Raw genomic sequence first — 15,562 nt, forward strand, 5'->3', positions numbered from 1 at the left:
CTGGAGTTCGAGGTCGGCGAGAGAGTCTGACACTGTCCCTCCCCCGCGTCACGCGGAATACGACTGCGCCAGGAGGAACCTGAGTTCCTGGATGCCGAGAGCACGCCCTTGACGAGCGGCCTGCTCGTAAGCGGCCAAGCTGATCACGGTCGAGACGGGCTGCCCCGTGTCGGTGAGCACGTGCGCGGCGCGGAGGGCGGCCTGGCCGGGCGGGATGCGTTCCTTGCACCGGTGTGGGGGTCTCGGCGGCGCCGGCCGATGCGAGAGCGATCGCCTCGAGCGCGGTGACGTGGCCGGAGTCTCGCATGGCGATACCCAGGCCTGATTCGGCGACCCGGTGTCGGGCGACAACCATGCCGGCGACGGTGGCGATGTCGATGGTGTCGGAGCCGAGCCGCTGCGGACCTCGACCTTCGCGGCGGCCAGCTCGGATGGGACGGAGTAGCGGTTCCCGCGCCAGTCGATGGGCGCCTGCCGGTCGCTGTGCGCAGTTCGGTGACGACCACCGGGTACACGACTCGCCCCGGCGGGTCATCCCGGCGGCGGGCGAACGCCTCGACAGAGGCTCGCCCGCCCGACGGAAGCCCTGGTGGGCCGGCCGGGTGTCCCGGCCGGCCCACGCTGGATGCCCGTGCGGTCTACTTCAAACGGAACTGCGCCTTCAGCTCGACCCCGTCCGTGCTGCGCACGATCACGTCGAAGCACCCGGTAGTCCCCTTCGAAGTCTTCCAGTTGTACTGGAACTGCCCCGCCTCTACGTCGTAACTCAACGACGTACCACCCGCAACAAGCGACTCGATCTCATCGGACGGCGCCGCCGGATCACACGAATGCTGCACCGTCCGCAACGACTCGATCGCCGTCGTCGACGTCAGCTCCTCCTCACCGAAGAACAGCTCGAACTTCAACGGAACCGTCGAACCGCCCTTGACCACATTCACCACACCCGCCATATCCACCGGAGCATAAAAACCCCTGAAGGTCCGCGGCTGAACAACACTGAGGGTCACCTCCCGAGCCTCCTCCACATTGCCCGCCGCATCCACCGACCGGAACTTCACGACATACGCGCCCACCTCCGTGAACGACACACCCGCCGCCGTCGCCGCAACCCAGCTCGCTCCACCATCCGTCGAATACTCCGTCAACGCCACACCCGACGTCTCATCCGACGCCGAGAACGTCGCCGACACCGCCGACCCCGCCAGCACAGCCCCCGAACCCGGCGACACCACCGCCGACGTCACCGGCGCAACCGTGTCCACCGAGACCGGCAACTGCCCCACCTCCGACACATTGCCCGCCTCATCAGTCGCGCGATAACTGAACGTCGCCGCACCCTCCGGGATCGACACCGGCGAAGAGTACGCACTCCACGCCCCCTCACCCAACCGATACTCCACACTCGCCACAGCCGAATCCGCATCCGACGCCGACACACTCACCGACACCGGCGACACAAACCAACCACCCGCACCATCCGCCACCACCGGCAACGTACTCGCCGACACCACCGGCGCCACCGTATCCGGCTCACCGAGAGCGAAGGTGATCGTCTTGCTCTCGCCTTCGTCGAACGCGACCTTCAGGGGCTCTCCGTTGTTGTGCACCTTCACGCCGTCGACCATGGCAGAGGCCCACGGGATTCCGCTGCGGACATCGATGGTCTGCTCGCGCAACGAGGTGAGGGTCATTGTCGCCGAACCGGCGTCGACATCCCACTCGAGGTTCGTGACTTCAGCCTGGGTTCGTGCCATCGAGCCGGACACGGATCCGGCGTTCATCCCCGTGGGGAGCGCAGGGAGGATCTCGATCTCGCCCTCGTCAGAGTAGACGAGCGTCTCGAGCAGCAGTGTCGGGACTGTGTTGAGGATGTCGGATGCGTAGGCCGAGGCTCCGTTCACGTTGTGGTTGGTCGTGAAGCTCGAGTAGTACGCGTTTCCGCCGAGAAGCTGCAGGAGCGACTCTGTCGCCCCCTGCGCGTTCTTCAGGCGCGCGTCGACCAGCCCCATGTGCAACCATCCGTGACCGGACTGTTTGTCACCGGCGGTGGTCTTGCGCAGCTCCATCGCAGTCTTCAGCCCGTCGATGATCTCGGGGGTGAGGTCGTGCGCGGGCCATGCGAAGTACGCGTGACTCACGTGACGGTGAGCGTGGTTCTCGGTGTAGCGGCCGAGCGACCACTCGCGAAGTGCGCCCGTGCCGTCGTACGTCTCGGGCGGCAGCTTTGCCCTCAGTGACTCCCAGCCCGCGATGCGCTCCGCGCTCTCGGCATCCGCTTCGTTCGCATACTTCTCAGCCTCGATCGTCATCCGCAGACCATCGCGCGCCGCCGCGATGTCCATCGTGCAGTTGATCGCAATGGCCGAGTTGCCCCCCAGAGGACGATTCTCGGGTGAGTAGCACGGGAGGAGGAGATAGTGCTCGCCGTCGGCGAGTGCGGTCTTCCCCGGCTGGTAGCGGGCTTCCTGGGCCGCGTCGCCGTAGTACTGCGGGTCGACGAACTGCTCCCAGAAGTTGGACTGTTTGCGCAGGAGTGGCAGGAGCAGGTCTTCGACCAGGCGCAGGTATCCACGATCCTCGATCGCCGCGAGTTGGGCCTCGGTGAGGTCGGTCTCGTCGGGACTCAGCACCGATGCCAAGGAGCTCACGTCGATGTCGTCGGCCAGCGGGATGTGGGCGTCACCGCGGGTCATCCAGTACTCGTAGAGGGGCAGGATGAGCCAGCTGGCTCCAGCGTTCCAGTATTCGAACGGGTACACACCACCGTTCCAGGTGAAGTGGACGAGGCTTGCGCGGTCGGAGTCGGTGCGCGGCGGGGCGAGCAGGGCGTCTGTCATGCCGTAGATCTTCTGGGCGTTGATCTCCCAGTCGGGCGCAGTGCGCAGGATGAAGTTCGCGTAGCCCTCGATCTGCGTCTGCAGGTTGCCGATGTTGGCACCGGCGATCTGCAGGTTCACGTTCGCGTCCGTCGTCCAGTCGGCCTGCCAGGCCGAGTTCCATCCGCCTGCCCACATTCCGCCAAGGCGTGGGGTACTGAAGCCGCTCGAGCTGATCGTCGCGTAGCGCCCGGCGTTGAATGCGCGCTCGACCATAGCGGGGTTGAGCGCCCCGGCGTTCAGTTGCTGCTTGGCGATGAGCGCTTCGTTGCTCAGGGCCGAGTCGGCTTCCGCACCGGGCAGATCCAGCTTGACGGCATTGAACTCCTCTCTCTGACCGGCGGCGTGCGGCGCAAGCAGAGCGTCGTAGTCCAGCGCCCCGCCAACGATGTACTCCGGCTTGGAGATCACCGCCTCGATGTCGTTGCGCAATTGGTCGACCACGCCGAAGTCCTGTTGAGCGGCGAATTCGTCGATCGTGCCGATGTTCGTGTCCCGCGCAGACTTCGAGATGAGGAAGACCTCGTCGGCGTCGGTGATCGAGATGCCGTAGTACTTCGAACCCGGCACCGCGCGGGCCCCCAGCGGCTTGGTGACTTCGTAGGGCTCCTTGTGGCCACCCTTCGCGACAACATACGTCACACCGGCGAATCCACCGTTCTTGAGCTCGCTGTTGGCAAACGACGGGTAATGCGCGACCTGGCCGATGTAGTCGGCTTCCGGATCGACGAACTGCTTGTAGCGAAGCGCCGTGTTGAGGGTGCCACCCTCGACCGCCATCTCGTCGATAGGCGTGACATCGAAGTCGAGGTCGACCTTCGCTCCTGTGGACGAACTCGACAGTCGAGTCACGACGACATTGTCGGGGCGAGATGCGAAGGTCGTACGCTCCCACTTTCCTCCGTCGTCGACGTAGTCCACCCCGACCTCACCGGTCTCGTAGTCGGTCCATCGCCAATTCCCGCTGAGCGGACCGGACGACCGAGGCCTGAGGTTCAGCTGATGGGAGGGGTGGTACGTGTAATCGAACTGCAGGGCCCACGGCGTGTCGGTGCGAGGGTCCTGACCGTTGAAGACTTGCTGTCGCACGCTGGGCAGGTGGGACGCCAGGTTCGGAGTGTCGCGCTTGTCGTTGGTCGGCATGTTGAATGCCATGTTCTGGTAGATGATCGTGTCGGCCAGCGGGTTGCCCGCGATCACCGCACCGTTTTCTCCATTTCCGGTGACCATCCCTGCTCGCCACCACGTGTTCGGGCTCGACGACTTGGTGGGGAACGTGGTCGAGACGACTCTGCTGTTCGTGCTCGGCGGCGGCGGGATCGACGCGTGCTTACGGACGATCACGTCGGTCAGGGTGCCGGTGAAGTAGGGGTCGGTGGTCCAGACCGGGCGGCCGAGATAGCCGAAGACAGCGGAGCCATTGTTCAGCTGCGGTGCGGTGGTACCCATGTTCGCGCTGCCCAGGAGAGCGCCATTGACGTACGCGTCGTAGGACCCATCGTTCTTCAGCACCGCTGTCGTTGTGGCGTAGGCATCGGACGCGTAGGTCACGGGGCCCTGAATCTTGGCCCAGCGACTTCCGAACCTCGACTCCCACACTGCCTGTCCGGTGACGAGTGGATGGAAGCGGAGGTGGTTCTGCGAACTGCTCGTACCCGTCGAGAACAAGCCCTCGTTGTTGCGCGTGCCCACCTTGTAGCGCAGTTCGACGACGACCGCTTGTTCGTTGCCGATGAAATTCGGGAGCTCGATGTAGCCCGTTCCATTGAACTTGAGTGCTTGGTCATCACCATCGGTGACGAAGTCGGCCGCACCGAGGCCCACGAGGCGGGCATCCCTCCCACGGCCCGACATGTCTTTGAGGACACTGCCTTCGAACGACATGTCATAGTGCACGAGCACTTCCGGCTCCGCGGAACCATCCGGGGCGGCGCCTGCCGCGGGGGTCGCCGCAACCGCACCCGCGACGAGCGCTACTGACACGGCGAGCGCGATCGGTGCTCGCCCTGGCGGCGTCCTCCGGGAGCGCGATGGACTGAAGAAGACTCTATGGAGGCTTCGGTGGAGGCGATTGGGCATGTCTAACGTCCTTCGTCTGATGGCGATCGTGCAACACCGCGCGGTGCCGTCATCAGCATAATAATCTGATGAATCTCGCCGAATCCATAGACTGAGGTCATCTGTTTTGGCGGAGGGTCGTTCGCTTGACGTATGCTGGCAGCTATTCATCACATTAATCTGCTCCGACTGACGAGGCCGGCAGGTCCCCTTCTGCGCTGGAAGGATCGGCGCGGTGAAGCGACAGACAAACACCGACGATCTACCGTTCGATCGCCTCGCAGGCCGTCGATCGTCTTCACCTGCGCCGACGAAGCGCCTCTGATCGCTGGGTGGGTCCCGCAAACGCCTGAAAGGCTTACGAGGAATGACCTCCGACGAAACACTTCCGTCGTCTCCTCAGGCCGGCGCAGAGGCAGTCACCTCCTCCCCGGTCGACGGGTCCCGGATCGAATGGCGAGGAGCGGCGAGGTGATCGCCGTGGAGGCGTGGGGCACCGACAGCGTCCGTGGCCACCGAGCCGAAACCGAACCGTGATCGACGATCGTTGGGCGGTTCTGGATCCCGCACCGAGCGATGCGCTCATCGCGCTCGCCAGCAAACCAGCCATGCTCCGAAATGGTGCGATCACCGTCGTCGCGGAGGCGGGGGCCGAGCCAAGTCCTCCAGGGACTGACCAGCAGCACGGACGGTCAACGCATGAATCAGATAATGAGGAACACAATGATCACGCAGAATGACGCAGGCCGCCCGTCGACGTACGCAGGTTATCTCTACGTGCATTTCAAAAGGGAGACCGAGCACGGGGAGCAGGTCTACTTCGCCCTGAGCGACGGCGACGATCCCTTGCACTTCGACGACCTCAACGACGGCAAGCCCGTTCTCTGCTCCACGCTTGGCGATCGCGGCATCAGAGATCCGCACATCGTCCGGTCGCCGACAGGCGACCGGTTCTACCTCGTGGCGACCGATCTGCGTGTCTACGGCAATGACGACTGGGAACGCCTCCAGCGACGGGGCAGCCGCTCAATCATGATCTGGGAGTCGGAGGATCTCGTCGACTGGGGAGAGGGTCGGCTCGTCGAGGTCGCGCCTCCGGAGGCCGGGAACGCCTGGGCTCCCGAGTCCATCTGGGATCCCGAGCAGCAGGCGTTCCTCGTGCACTGGTCTTCGACCCTCTACGACGACCCCGAACACGAAGGCGACAGCTACAACCGCATCATGTACGCCACGACTCGCGACTTCCGCACTTTCTCCGCACCTAGGGTCTGGATCGACCGGGGATGGCAGACGATCGATGCCACGGTGATCGAACACGACGGCCTCTACTACCGCTTCGTCAAAGACGAGCGCACCCGGTCCGTGGATGCCCCTCACGGCAAGTCCGTCTTCTCGGAGACCTCCGCCTCACTGACGGCGGGAGACTGGACCCCCCTCACAGAGGGCATCGGCCTGGGGGCGATCAGCCGAGGCGAAGGTCCCCTCGTGTACAAGTCGAACCGCGAGGAGAAGTGGTTCCTTTGGATCGACGAGTTCACTCCTGAACGCCGCTATGTGCCGTTCGAGACGACCAGCTTGGCCGCCGGCGAATGGACCTTGGCAACGGACGTCAGGCTACCGAGCGATCCGTGCCATGGCGTCGTGCTGCCACTGACCGCTGTGGAGTACCGGCGGCTGAGCAACGCTTGGAGCACCGTCGCATGATGCGATCTGAGGGACACCGGTCGTTTCGGCGTGATGCACTTGGGCTCGCTCTTCGGCGCCTGGAGCGACGGAGAGGAGACCGGGTCGGATGAGCGCACCCAGGATGTCGAAGCGAACCTGAGCATCCCGGGGCCTGTGCTCTCCTCCCACCTCCGCGGGCCGTGACGTTCCACGACGGCGATCAGGCGATCCTCGGTCGCTCGAGCCATCAGGTCGTCGAGAAGCGTGAGGCTGGGGCTTCGATTCGAGTAAGCGTGGGTTGCCAGCACGCAGAGCGCGCTGGCCTATCCGACGGGCGAATGGAGGCGCCAGTTGATTTCTCAGAGTACGAGCGTCGGGCTGGATGTGCACGCGCGAAGCGTGGTCGCGGCCGCGATCGATGAACAGACGGAGAGGTGCTCCGGCGACGATCCGTGTACGACCCCGCCGGTGTCATCGGGTGGGTAGCGTCGCTGTCGCAGCCCGCGGGCGTGATGTACGTGGCGGGGTCCGACCGTTGCCCTGTGGATTTCCGCGATCTTCGCAATGCTCGCCGCGCTTCTGCTCACTCCCCAATGAAGCGCGACCAAGGCAACCCGACCTGGACGCGTCGACCATCGCAAGCCGCGAGGCCTCTCGGGATGCGAACGCCGCCCTCTGGTCGACTGACCTCGCAGCAGAGCAGACGTGCGGGAGCCCCCGCCCAGGCGACCTGAGCGGGGGCTCCCGATACGGAGGCGGAAGCTCAGCGGTTTTCGGCCCGGCTGGGGAAACCCTCCCGGTCGCTGTGGCGGATGAGCCGCGTTGCCGCGTCCTCCCGCTCGACGCCCTCTGGACTGCGGAGGGCCGGCCGGTTCCTCACTTTGCGGCTTGCTTGATGAGCGCGATGACCGACTGCGGTTTGCTGATCATCGGGACGTGGGACGAGTCGACCTCGACCGTCGTCGCGTTCGCGCGGGCTGCCATGGCCCGTTCGGCTTCCGGGGGGATGATACGGTCCTGCTTCGCGACCATGTACCAGCTGGGAATGGTCTTCCAGGCGGGAACGCCCGACGGGGTGACCAACGACGCGAACGAGCCGGGGCGCTGCGCAGCCGCCATCGACTTGGCGACGATCTTGGGTACGTCCTGCGCGAACAGGTCGGGGAACGACGCGGGATCGATGTAGGCATCGGCGTCGCCTTCGGTGGCACCGGGGAAGGGCCGGATCACGAGGTGATCAGTGATGACAGCGTGTCCGCCCCCGAGGGTATTGGCTGCGGCCACGGATTCGCCCTCGTCGAGCGCATACGCGGCGACGTACACCAGGGACTTGACGTTGCTGTTGTCGGTGGCGGCGTTGGTGATGAGCGCCCCGCCATAGGAGTGGCCGACGAGCACGACCGGTCCCTCGATCGTGGTCAGGAAGTCCCTGAGGTATTGGCTGTCGTACTGCACCCCGCGCAGCGGGTTGGAGAACGCGATCACCGGGTACCCGTCGGCGTGAAGCGCGGGCGCGACCAGGTTCCATCCGCTCGAGTCGGCGAACGCCCCGTGGACGAGGACGATGGTGGGCTTCGGCCCCGGGTTGGGGCGTGCGGCCGGGGTGGGTTCTGCGGTGGCGGGAGCGGCGACGCCGATGACCGCGACGAGCGCGACCGCGGCGGCCGCGGCGAGGCCGAGGAGTCCTCGACGCTTTCGGATGTTCATGAGGGACGTTCCTTTCAGATGGGTGTTGCGGATGGTGCGGTCAGGTCAACCGTCGAGCCGGCGGGCAGCCAGCGGAATCGGAGGCGTATGTCGGGGGGTGCGTCGCCGATGGCGGCCCGGATTCCTTGCTCGCCGTCGCGGAAGTGCGACCAGGCCTCATAGTGGGCGGGCGCCGCCACACGGGGCCGCAGTTCGTCGATGAGCCGTACGACGTGAGTGCCCGTCATCGTGTAACGGATCGGGCCCGTGAGTCCGAACCGCACGCCGCCGGCGTTGACGATCGCGACATCGACGTCGAGTCCGCGCGCGAACCTGCGTAGTCGGCGGGTCAGGACGGTGTCGCCGGTGACCCAGAGGTCGGGGCGGGGCTGAGACCCGCGATCCAGCAGGAATCCGATCACGTCGCCCACCACCGGACCGCTGAGGGGCGGGCCATGTCGTGCCGGCGTCGCGCTGACCCTCAGCGTCTCCTTGCCGTTGCTCTCGAGGCGTGTGCTCTCGCCCGGCTCAAGGCCCGTGACGTTCGGTAGGCGCAGGCGGCCTGCTCCGCTCGCGGTCGTGATCACCCGGCCGGCGGACGGCAGGAGCGCCCTGCCGAGCTGGTCGAGGTTGTCAGCGTGGTGGTCGTGGCTGAGCAGGATCACGTCGACCGGGCCGAGGTCGCCCGGTTGCATGGCCGGACCGCGGGTCTTCGTGCTCGAGGTACCCAGTCCGAAGGCGTAGCGGCGTCCGGGTGGGTCGAAGGTGGGATCGACGAGGATGCGCCAGCCGGCGAGTTCTACGAGGACCGTGGGTCCTCCGATGCGGGTGACCAGCACGGCGCGTGCTCACGACGCTTCGTGTGTCGGCGCCGAGGGGACGCGCAACTGTGCGAGCGCCCAGTCGAGCGCGTAGTCGGCCACTTCTTCCCACCCGTCCTGGCTGACGATGCGGTGGGTGCGACCGGCGAACTCGATCCGCTCGACGAGGGCGGTGCCCTGGGCGTAGCGCCTCAGTGCGGCGCGCTGGATCGCCAGAGGTGCGACGTGGTCGATCCCTCCCGAGATCAGCAGCAGCGGCGCGCGGTCGGGCTTGCGGAAGTCGACCCGGGTGACTCCGGTCTTCGGGCGCGGCAGCGACAGCACGCCTTCGAAGAACACCCGATTCACCGAGTTGACGGCGCTCTTCTCCCACTCGCGGTCCGATTCCTCACGCGGCAGGTCGTTTCCGAAGGTGTAGTGGAAGTGACGCTTGGTGAAGCGGTTCGCTTTCCGGATTCGGAACGGGTTGGCCAGGATGGGAAGCCCCGTCCGCAAGGTTGAGAGCGGAAGCGTGAGCACCCCGGCAGGCTGCCCGGGCTCGACTCCGACGCCTGCCACGCCGAGCCCTCGGTCGAGGAGCAGTTGCGCGAAGATCCCGCCGAACGAGTGGCCCATGATGATGGGAGCTTCGGGCAGGGTGCGGATGACCCGGTCGTAGGAGTCGACGATCTCGGTGATCGAGACGTTCGCCAGAGCCCGTGGGTCCCGTCGAACCTCCGCGGGCGTGCGGTCGCCGATCCCGGGCCACCCCGGTGCGAGCACGCGATGCCCTCGCGCGCGGTAGCGCTGCGCCCACGTGTCCCAGCTGGACGGTGTCATCCACAACCCGTGCACCAGCACGATCGGCGGACGGTCGCTGTTGTCAGTCGATTCGGACATGAATCTCGCCTCGTCTCTCTCGATCAGGATTCGATGAATGCGAGCAGGTCGGCGTTCAGCCGTTCGCGGGCGGTGTCGGGCAGACCGTGCGCGCCCCCTTCGTAGACGATCAGCTGTGCGTCGGCGACGAGTTCGGCCGACAGCTTGCCGCTGATCTCGAAGGGCACGATCTGGTCGTCGTCGCCGTGGATGACGAGCGTGGGTACGTCGACCAGCGCCAGGTCGGGACGGAAGTCGGTGGCCGAGAAGGCGGCGATGCACTCGTAGGCGTTGCGGGTTCCGGATGCCAGACCCTGAAGCCAGAACGCGTCACGCGTTCCCTGCGACACGTCGCCCGACCGGTTGTTTCCGAAGAACGGCCCGTCGGCGAGGTCGCGGTACAGCTGGGACCGGTTGTGGGCTTCGCCGGCACGGATCTGGTCGAATACGTCGACCGGCAGGCCACCGGGGTTGTCGTCGGTGCGCACCATCAGCGGCGGCACGGCGGAGACGAGCACCGCCTTCGCGACGCGCGCGCTCCCGTGGCGGCCGATGTAGCGCACGACCTCGCCGCCGCCGGTCGAGTGACCCACGAGCGTCAGCTCCGTGAGGTCCAGGTGCTCGATGAGGCAGGCCAGGTCGTCGGCGTAGGTGTCCATCTCATTGCCGCTCCAGGTCTGGCTGGATCTGCCGTGCCCGCGTCGATCGGGGGCGATGGCGCGGTGGCCGTGCTGCGCGAGGAACAGCGCGGTGGCCTCCCAGGCGTCGGAGTTGAGCGGCCACCCGTGGCTGAGCAGCACGGGGGTCCCGTCACCTCCCCAGTCTTTGTAGAAGAGCTGCGCACCGTCGTCGGCGGTGATGTATGCCATGGCGTCCTCCTCGCGATCACTGCTGGATGACGCCATGGTGGCGTTCGGGCGTCCCGACGCGCACCACGCACGGCGCGTAGTCGTGAGAGGGATCCCGGATTGTCCGCTACGCGGATCAGGAGCGGCGCGTGGCGTCCGCGAGTTGCCGGCGCGAGCTCACGCCGAGCTTGCGGAAGATCTTCCGCAGGTGATAGTCGACGGTGTTCCTGCTGATGAACAGTGCCGCGCCGATCTCCGCGTTGGTCGCGCCGTCGGCGGCGAGCTGGGCGATCACCGTCTCTTGCGCGGTCAGCGCAGATGCCGGTCGCTCCGCATCGGCCGGCGTGTCACCGAGCGCCACGAGCTCACGGCGCGCCCTCTCGGCGAACCGTGCGGCGCCGACGCGAACGAGGAGTTCGGCTGCCTCACGCAGATGGTGCCGGGCGTCCCTCCGCCGGCGGGATCGCCGCAGCCACTCGCCGTACATCAGCTGAGCGCGTCCGAGCTCCCCCACCATGCCGGTTGCCGCGAGGTGGTGGAGGGAGGCGACGTAATGGCGCTCGGCATCGACGTCTTCCGCCAGCAGCGCCGCGCATCGCTCCGCCATCGCCATCGCCCAGGGGCTCGCGCAGTCCTGTGCGAATCGCCGCACCCGCTCGGCCACGACTTCCGCTTCGTCGCGGTGCCCGCTCTTGGCCGCGGCCTCGACGAACTCGGTCAGCTGGTGAAATCCCGTGTGCAGGAACGGCCGCGAGACGAGGGAACTCAGTCGCGCGTACGCTTCTGGGAAACGCCCGTCGGCGATGTCGCCGATGGCAAGGGCCGCCGCGGCCATACGCCACACCCCGTACCAGCCCGCCTCGGCCATGGCATCCGCGATCTGCTGGACCGTCGCTTCCGGCGCCCCCATCCACGCGAGAAGTGCGGCGTTGACCACCTGCTCGTCCGCGTAGCCCACCGCCCGTCGCAGCTCGGCGGCCTGGTCCATGTGGTTGCCGGCCCGGGCGGGATTGCCGCGCGTCAATTCGACCGCGCTCAACACCCACAGGACGGCGTCCGCCTCACGGATCGCACCCGTCTCGCGCGCCACCCGAGCGGTGCGTCCCAGCACCCGGGCCGCGGCGTCCGGATCCCACAGCCCGATCGCCGGGACCACCGAGCAGAAGCTGAACTCCAGGAGTGTCGCGTCGTCGACTGATTCGAGCATCGCCTGCGCCTCTCGGAGACGGGGAACCGCGACGTCGTAGGGGTCGAGCGTCAGGCTGCCCAGAGCCCGCAGCAGGACGGCATAGGGGCCGGGCGCGGCACGGGCACCGCGCTCGAACCTGCGCCCCAGCTCTTCGACGGTCACCGACGCCATCATGTGCTCGGCGGTCTGCGCGAAGTTGAAAGCGTGCAACAGAGCCCGCTGTTGCAGCTGCGGCGCATCATCGCCAAAGCTGTCGGCCGCAGCCAGCATCATCGTGGCGCCGCTGAGGAGTGACGACGCGTCGCCGAGGAACAGGCCGCTCATGGCCCGCACGAACAGGAACCGGCCCCGGACGACCGGCGCGAGAGCGTCGATGTCGACGCCGGTGAGGAGATCGAGTGCCAATCGTGCGGCACCGCTCCCGATGGCGGCCTCGCTCGCTGCGACCAGCCTTTCGTCCCGCTGGCGCGGCTCGGGGCTCAACTCGGCCGCGCGCGCCAGTAGTCTGGCGCGCGAAGACAATCCGCCTCGCGTCGCGGCCCGGTCCGCCAGCCCGACGAGCTCTTCCGCAAGCTCCGCGTCGGGACCGGCGGCTGCGGCCGCCGCGTGCCAGGCGCTGAAGTCCTCGAACCCCCGGTCGGCCGTCTCGACCCGGAGGACGGCGTGGACCGCCCTGCGATCCACGTCGGACGCCGAGTTGTACACCGCCGCACGAATCATCGGATGCCGGAACCGCACCGCGTCGCGAACCTCCACGAGCCGCTGCGCCTCCAGCTCACCGGATGCCGCAGCGGCCAGTCCGAGCCTCGCACTCGCCGCTCGTACCACCCCGGCATCGCCCGCCGATTCCGCCGCAGCGACGAGCAGCCACATTCGGGCGTCAGTCGAAAGCTCGTGCACGCGGGAGGTGTAATGCGCCTCGAGCCGCCTCCCGATCGGCGCCGGCGATTGCGCCATCGCGGTGAGAGTCAGCCGCTGAGGATCCGCTTCCAGCGCGAGCTCGGTCAGAGCCAGCGGGTTTCCGCCCGTGCTTGCCACGAGCGCCGCCACGACCGACGGGTCCAGTGCCGCTCCCGTCAACCGGGTCATCAGCTCCGCCACCTCAGAGGCCGGCAGACCTGCGAGCCGCAGCGACGGTACACCCGCAAGCGCCAGCTGCACGCGCTCGTCGTCCCGGGCAGCGAAGATCATCGCGACCGACTCAGCCGACAGGCGCCTCGCCACGAATCCGAGCACCCCGAGGGACTCGGCGTCGAGGTGCTGCGCATCGTCGACGAGGATCACCAGCGGATGGGCCTCGCTCGCGGATGCGAGGAGCGACAGGGAGGCGAGGGCCACCAGAGGCCGTGTGGGCGGCTCGCCGTCCGAAAGGCCCGCCGCGATCAGGAGCGCATCACGCTGTCGGGGCGGCAGACCGTCGAGCTGCGCGCCGAGCATCCGGCCGAGTCGCTGTAACCCGCCGTAGGCGAAGTCAGACTCCGCTTCGAAGCCCGCCAATGGCAGCACCCGCGAGTTCGAAGAGAGACGCTGCACCTCGGCGAGGAGCGTGCTCTTGCCGACACCCGGGTCACCCAGCAGGAGAAGTGCGTCCGCCGCCCCATTGCGCGCGCCGGATACCAGCGCACGGAGGCGGCTCATCTCGTCTGCGCGTCCGAGAAGCGGCGTGGGGGGCATGACCACGCGATCACCGTATCCGCCGGCAAAGATCCCGGACAACAACCGATCCTTCGGGGTCTCAGGCATCGCAACCCCGCCGACGCTGGACGTGGTGTCTGCGATTGGCACGGCGCGCACGGGGCATGGCGATCTCCGGTTGTCAGGACACACCCTCGGGTCGGCGGTGGATGACTCAGGCATAGCACGCCGCGTTTCACGCAGGCAACGCGCGCCATCCGCCATTTCCCGCAGCAACCTACAACTTGGCGCGACGACGGGTCTGCACGGCAGTGAGCCGTGGCCGACCGAGGTTCGCGCCGCCCCAAGCTGGTTGGATGAGCGAAGGTTGAACCAACCCGTGGCATGGCCGGCTGCAAGAGCTCGAATGGAGGCCGATCGCTAGTGCGCGGGAGTCGTCCTCGTTCCTTCGGCCGTCTGATCCCTGCCGCTCAGATCGGAACACTCCCGAGGATGCTGCCACAGCCGCGTCGACGCGGACTCCCCAGAAGATACCCGTGGAGCGCGGTTCCTTCTCGAGAACACTGGCGATAGCCGGCGCCATCGCGTGATTTACCTACAGGCGGTCGAGGACACCTCACTTCTACGGCTCGACCCTGCGATGATCGACTCCATGACCACCCTCGTCAATGTGGATAACTTCGCGCTCGCTGAGACGCACCGGATGATGCACGACCTCCAGGCGAACGCCGGAGGTGTCAATCGATTGCTCCACAACCGCGAACCTGCGGCCATCGATCACCAGACCGTCATCCGGATGAATCGTGACACCCTGTACAGCTACGCGGTAGCCGACATCAGCGCCGGGGCGACGCTCACTGTTCCCGAGCACGGCGAGCGGTATCTGTCGACCATGGTCGTAAACGAGCATCACTACATCGACGCTGTTTTCCACGACCCCGGCACGTACGAGTTGTCGATCGAACAGTTCGGCACACCGCACGTGGTGATCGCGACCCGCATCCTCGTCGATCCGAGCGACCCTCATGACGTGGCCGCCGTGGCGGAGATCCAGGATCGCATCCGACTCGAAGCGCGGTCTTCGCAGCCGTTCGAGATGCCGGCGTACGACGGCGCGACGTTTGATGAAACGCGCAACGCGCTACTCGCGCTTGCCAGCAATATCACCGGGTTCGACCGGACCTTCGGCGCGCGCGACGAGGTCGATCCGGTGCGCCATCTGATCGGCACCGCGGCCGGCTGGGGCGGGCTGCCTTCGAGCGAGGCGAGCTACATCGGCGTGAACCCGAGGCTGCCCATCGGCCAGTACGAACTGACCGTCGGCGACGTTCCGGTCGACGGGTTCTGGTCGATCTCGGTGTACAACGCCGCCGGGTATTTCGAACCGAACGAACAGGACGCGTACACGATCAACAACATCACCGGCGTCCGCAACCCGGACGACACCATCACCGTCCGCTTCGGCACATACCCCGAAGGCACCCCCAACGCGCTGCCCATCACCGATGGCTGGAACTATCTCATCCGCCTATATCGCCCTCGCCCCGAGATTCGCGACGACTCCTGGACCTTCCCCCAGCTGGTGCAGCACAGCTGACTGAAGTGCGCGCGAGCGCTCACTGGACTCGCCTTTCACCGGCCTGCGGCTCGGCGAGCTTGGGGGCTGCGGGGGGAGGATCTCGACGAGCACCGAAGGATCCTGACGGTACGTCGGACATCTCACCGGATGATCACGGTCGACTCGTCGAGCGGTCGACGAAGAGTGGCCAGTCGCGGCAAGTCCCGATTCTCGAAGGGTTGAAGCCTGGGCTCGACGACGCGTGCGTGCGGGGACACGAGCACGTCTCACCGGCGAACTCGGCGGACCGTCGACAGCGGCAACCTCGCACGCGCTCTCCGCTGGCGCGTGATCCGCGGCGCGAA

At 66.8% G+C, this 15,562-nt stretch carries 8 protein-coding genes; 2 read left to right on the forward strand and 6 right to left on the reverse strand.

Annotated features, from left to right (window positions below; translation table 11 throughout):
* Nucleotides 1-638 precede the first annotated feature (638 nt).
* Complete coding sequence (locus MRBLWH3_RS17965) at nucleotides 639-4,862, reverse strand: glycosyl hydrolase family 95 catalytic domain-containing protein (RefSeq protein WP_363434966.1); 4,224 nt, start codon at nucleotides 4,860-4,862, stop codon at nucleotides 639-641.
* 798 nt (nucleotides 4,863-5,660) lie between these two features.
* On the opposite strand from MRBLWH3_RS17965, the gene MRBLWH3_RS17970 reads away from it, so the two are divergent.
* Complete coding sequence (locus MRBLWH3_RS17970) at nucleotides 5,661-6,641, forward strand: glycoside hydrolase family 43 protein (RefSeq protein ID WP_363434968.1); 981 nt, start codon at nucleotides 5,661-5,663, stop codon at nucleotides 6,639-6,641.
* 837 nt (nucleotides 6,642-7,478) lie between these two features.
* Here the strand turns inward: MRBLWH3_RS17970 and MRBLWH3_RS17975 are convergent.
* The 5 genes from MRBLWH3_RS17975 to MRBLWH3_RS17995 form a co-directional block, all read right to left on the reverse strand.
* Entirely contained in the window at nucleotides 7,479-8,309 is an 831-nt protein-coding gene (locus MRBLWH3_RS17975) for an alpha/beta fold hydrolase (protein ID WP_363434971.1), read from the reverse strand.
* Between the two features lie 14 nt (nucleotides 8,310-8,323).
* Nucleotides 8,324-9,127, reverse strand: a complete 804-nt coding sequence (locus MRBLWH3_RS17980; RefSeq protein ID WP_363434973.1) for an MBL fold metallo-hydrolase — start codon at nucleotides 9,125-9,127, stop codon at nucleotides 8,324-8,326.
* A gap of 9 nt (nucleotides 9,128-9,136) precedes the next feature.
* Nucleotides 9,137-9,988, reverse strand: a complete 852-nt coding sequence (locus tag MRBLWH3_RS17985; RefSeq protein ID WP_363434975.1) for an alpha/beta hydrolase — start codon at nucleotides 9,986-9,988, stop codon at nucleotides 9,137-9,139.
* Between the two features lie 23 nt (nucleotides 9,989-10,011).
* Nucleotides 10,012-10,836 (reverse strand): alpha/beta fold hydrolase, encoded by an 825-nt coding sequence (locus MRBLWH3_RS17990; RefSeq protein WP_363434978.1) that lies wholly within the window; start codon nucleotides 10,834-10,836, stop codon nucleotides 10,012-10,014.
* Nucleotides 10,837-10,951: 115 nt separating this feature from the next.
* Nucleotides 10,952-13,678, reverse strand: coding sequence for a helix-turn-helix transcriptional regulator (locus MRBLWH3_RS17995; protein ID WP_363435625.1), 2,727 nt, complete (start codon nucleotides 13,676-13,678; stop codon nucleotides 10,952-10,954).
* A 613-nt stretch (nucleotides 13,679-14,291) separates the two neighbouring features.
* Between MRBLWH3_RS17995 and MRBLWH3_RS18000 the strand changes: the two genes are divergently transcribed.
* Nucleotides 14,292-15,236 (forward strand): DUF1254 domain-containing protein, encoded by a 945-nt coding sequence (locus tag MRBLWH3_RS18000; RefSeq protein WP_363434981.1) that lies wholly within the window; start codon nucleotides 14,292-14,294, stop codon nucleotides 15,234-15,236.
* Nucleotides 15,237-15,562 lie beyond the last annotated feature (326 nt).

Origin of the sequence: Microbacterium sp. LWH3-1.2, from assembly GCF_040675855.1 — a bacterium.
Classification (GTDB): domain Bacteria; phylum Actinomycetota; class Actinomycetes; order Actinomycetales; family Microbacteriaceae; genus Microbacterium.

Bases quoted from the DNA above. Each gene is read 5' to 3' on its own strand.
- MRBLWH3_RS17970 (WP_363434968.1), top strand. From the start codon at position 5,661: ATGATCACGCAGAATGACGCAGGCCGCCCGTCGACGTACGCAGGTTAT.
- MRBLWH3_RS17975 (WP_363434971.1), bottom strand. From the start codon at position 8,309: ATGAACATCCGAAAGCGTCGAGGACTCCTCGGCCTCGCCGCGGCCGCC.
- MRBLWH3_RS17985 (WP_363434975.1), bottom strand. From the start codon at position 9,988: ATGTCCGAATCGACTGACAACAGCGACCGTCCGCCGATCGTGCTGGTG.
- MRBLWH3_RS17990 (WP_363434978.1), bottom strand. From the start codon at position 10,836: ATGGCATACATCACCGCCGACGACGGTGCGCAGCTCTTCTACAAAGAC.
- MRBLWH3_RS17995 (WP_363435625.1), bottom strand. From the start codon at position 13,678: ATGCCCCCCACGCCGCTTCTCGGACGCGCAGACGAGATGAGCCGCCTC.
- MRBLWH3_RS18000 (WP_363434981.1), top strand. From the start codon at position 14,292: ATGACCACCCTCGTCAATGTGGATAACTTCGCGCTCGCTGAGACGCAC.